This window comes from Haemophilus seminalis (genome assembly GCF_006384255.1).
GTDB lineage: Bacteria > Pseudomonadota > Gammaproteobacteria > Enterobacterales > Pasteurellaceae > Haemophilus > Haemophilus seminalis.
Genome location: NZ_VCED01000012.1, coordinates 1 through 2,972, shown reverse-complemented (window position 1 = coordinate 2,972; position 2,972 = coordinate 1). Strand labels below are relative to the sequence as shown.

Below are 2,972 nucleotides of genomic sequence, written 5' to 3'. Positions count from 1 at the left end.
CGCACTTTGAAGTGAAAACTTAAAGTGATTGAAAACATTTGAGGTTGTATAGTTAAGTGACTAAGCGTACAAGGTGGATGCCTTGGCAATCAGAGGCGAAGAAGGACGTGCTAATCTGCGAAAAGCTTGGATGAGTCGATAAGAGGCGTTTAATCCAAGATATCCGAATGGGGAAACCCAGTAGATGAAGAATCTACTATCACTTACTGAATCCATAGGTAAGTGAGGCAAACCGGGAGAACTGAAACATCTAAGTACCCCGAGGAAAAGAAATCAACCGAGATTTCGTCAGTAGCGGCGAGCGAAAGCGAAAGAGCCTGTTAATGATAGCAGCAGAGATAGAGGAATAAGCTGGGAAGCTTAGCGACACAGGGTGATAGCCCCGTACTCGACATCCAGGCTGTGGTACTAAGTTAACGAGAAGTAGGGCGGGACACGTGATATCCTGTTTGAAGATGGGGGGACCATCCTCCAAGGCTAAATACTCCTGATTGACCGATAGTGAACCAGTACTGTGAAGGAAAGGCGAAAAGAACCCCGGTGAGGGGAGTGAAATAGAACCTGAAACCTTGTACGTACAAGCAGTGGGAGCCCGAAAGGGTGACTGCGTACCTTTTGTATAATGGGTCAGCGACTTATATTTTGTAGCGAGGTTAACCGAATAGGGGAGCCGAAGGGAAACCGAGTCTTAACTGGGCGTCTAGTTGCAAGGTATAGACCCGAAACCCGGTGATCTAGCCATGGGCAGGTTGAAGGTTGGGTAACACTAACTGGAGGACCGAACCGACTAATGTTGAAAAATTAGCGGATGACTTGTGGCTGGGGGTGAAAGGCCAATCAAACCGGGAGATAGCTGGTTCTCCCCGAAATCTATTTAGGTAGAGCCTTGAGCGGACACCTTTGGGGGTAGAGCACTGTTTCGGCTAGGGGTCCATCCCGGATTACCAACCCGATGCAAACTACGAATACCAAAGAGTGATACTCAGGAGACACACGGCGGGTGCTAACGTCCGTCGTGGAGAGGGAAACAACCCAGACCGCCAGCTAAGGTCCCAAAGTCTATATTAAGTGGGAAACGAAGTGGGAAGGCTTAGACAGCTAGGATGTTGGCTTAGAAGCAGCCATCATTTAAAGAAAGCGTAATAGCTCACTAGTCGAGTCGGCCTGCGCGGAAGATGTAACGGGGCTGAAATATAGCACCGAAGCTGCGGCATCAGACGTAAGTCTGTTGGGTAGGGGAGCGTTGTGTAAGCGGAAGAAGGTGTGTTGAGAAGCATGCTGGACGTATCACAAGTGCGAATGCTGACATAAGTAACGATAAAACGGGTGAAAAACCCGTTCGCCGGAAGACCAAGGGTTCCTGTCCAACGTTAATCGGGGCAGGGTGAGTCGGCCCCTAAGGCGAGGCTGAAGAGCGTAGTCGATGGGAAACAGGTTAATATTCCTGTACTTGGTAAAGCTGCGATGTGGGGACGGAGTAGGTTAGGTTATCGCACTGTTGGATATGTGCGTTTAAGTTGGTAGGTGGGAAGTTTAGGCAAATCCGGACTTCCTTAACACTGAGAGATGATGACGAGGCTCTAAGGAGCTGAAGTAACTGATACCACACTTCCAGGAAAAGCCACTAAGCGAAAGGCTTTACTAAACCGTACTGAAAACCGACACAGGTGGTCAGGTAGAGAATACTCAGGCGCTTGAGAGAACTCGGGTGAAGGAACTAGGCAAAATAGCACCGTAACTTCGGGAGAAGGTGCGCCGGCGTAGATTGTAAGGGCTAGCCCCTGAAGGTTGAACCGGTCGAAGATACCAGCTGGCTGCAACTGTTTATTAAAAACACAGCACTCTGCAAACACGAAAGTGGACGTATAGGGTGTGATGCCTGCCCGGTGCTGGAAGGTTAATTGATGGTGTAATCGAAAGAGAAGCTCCTGATCGAAGCCCCAGTAAACGGCGGCCGTAACTATAACGGTCCTAAGGTAGCGAAATTCCTTGTCGGGTAAGTTCCGACCTGCACGAATGGCATAATGATGGCCAGGCTGTCTCCACCCGAGACTCAGTGAAATTGAAATCGCCGTGAAGATGCGGTGTACCCGCGGCTAGACGGAAAGACCCCGTGAACCTTTACTATAGCTTGACACTGAACATTGAATTTTGATGTGTAGGATAGGTGGGAGACTTTGAAGTAGTCACGCCAGTGATTATGGAGTCGTCCTTGAAATACCACCCTTTAACGTTTGATGTTCTAACGAAGATTGCGGAACGCGGTCTCGGACAGTGTCTGGTGGGTAGTTTGACTGGGGCGGTCTCCTCCCAAAGAGTAACGGAGGAGCACGAAGGTTTGCTAATCACGGTCGGACATCGTGAGGTTAGTGCAATGGTATAAGCAAGCTTAACTGCGAGACAGACAAGTCGAGCAGGTACGAAAGTAGGTCATAGTGATCCGGTGGTTCTGAATGGAAGGGCCATCGCTCAACGGATAAAAGGTACTCCGGGGATAACAGGCTGATACCGCCCAAGAGTTCATATCGACGGCGGTGTTTGGCACCTCGATGTCGGCTCATCACATCCTGGGGCTGAAGTAGGTCCCAAGGGTATGGCTGTTCGCCATTTAAAGTGGTACGCGAGCTGGGTTTAGAACGTCGTGAGACAGTTCGGTCCCTATCTGCCGTGGGCGTTGGAGAATTGGTTGGGGCTGCTCCTAGTACGAGAGGACCGGAGTGGACGCACCACTGGTGTTCCGGTTGTGTCGCCAGACGCATTGCCGGGTAGCTAAGTGCGGAAGAGATAAGTGCTGAAAGCATCTAAGCACGAAACTTGCCAAGAGATGAGTTCTCCCACACATCAAGTGTGTAAGGGTTGTTTAAGACTAAGACGTAGATAGGCAGGGTGTGTAAGTGATGTGAGTCATTGAGCTAACCTGTACTAATTGCCCGAGAGGCTTAACTATACAACGCTCAAGTGTTTTTGGAAAA

Annotated in this window: 1 rRNA gene; it reads left to right on the top strand. The window is 49.7% G+C overall.

The annotated features are described in order from the left end of the window. Nucleotides 1-50 precede the first annotated feature (50 nt). A 23S ribosomal RNA gene (locus tag FE813_RS10335) occupies nucleotides 51-2,947 on the top strand. Nucleotides 2,948-2,972: the final 25 nt, after the last annotated feature.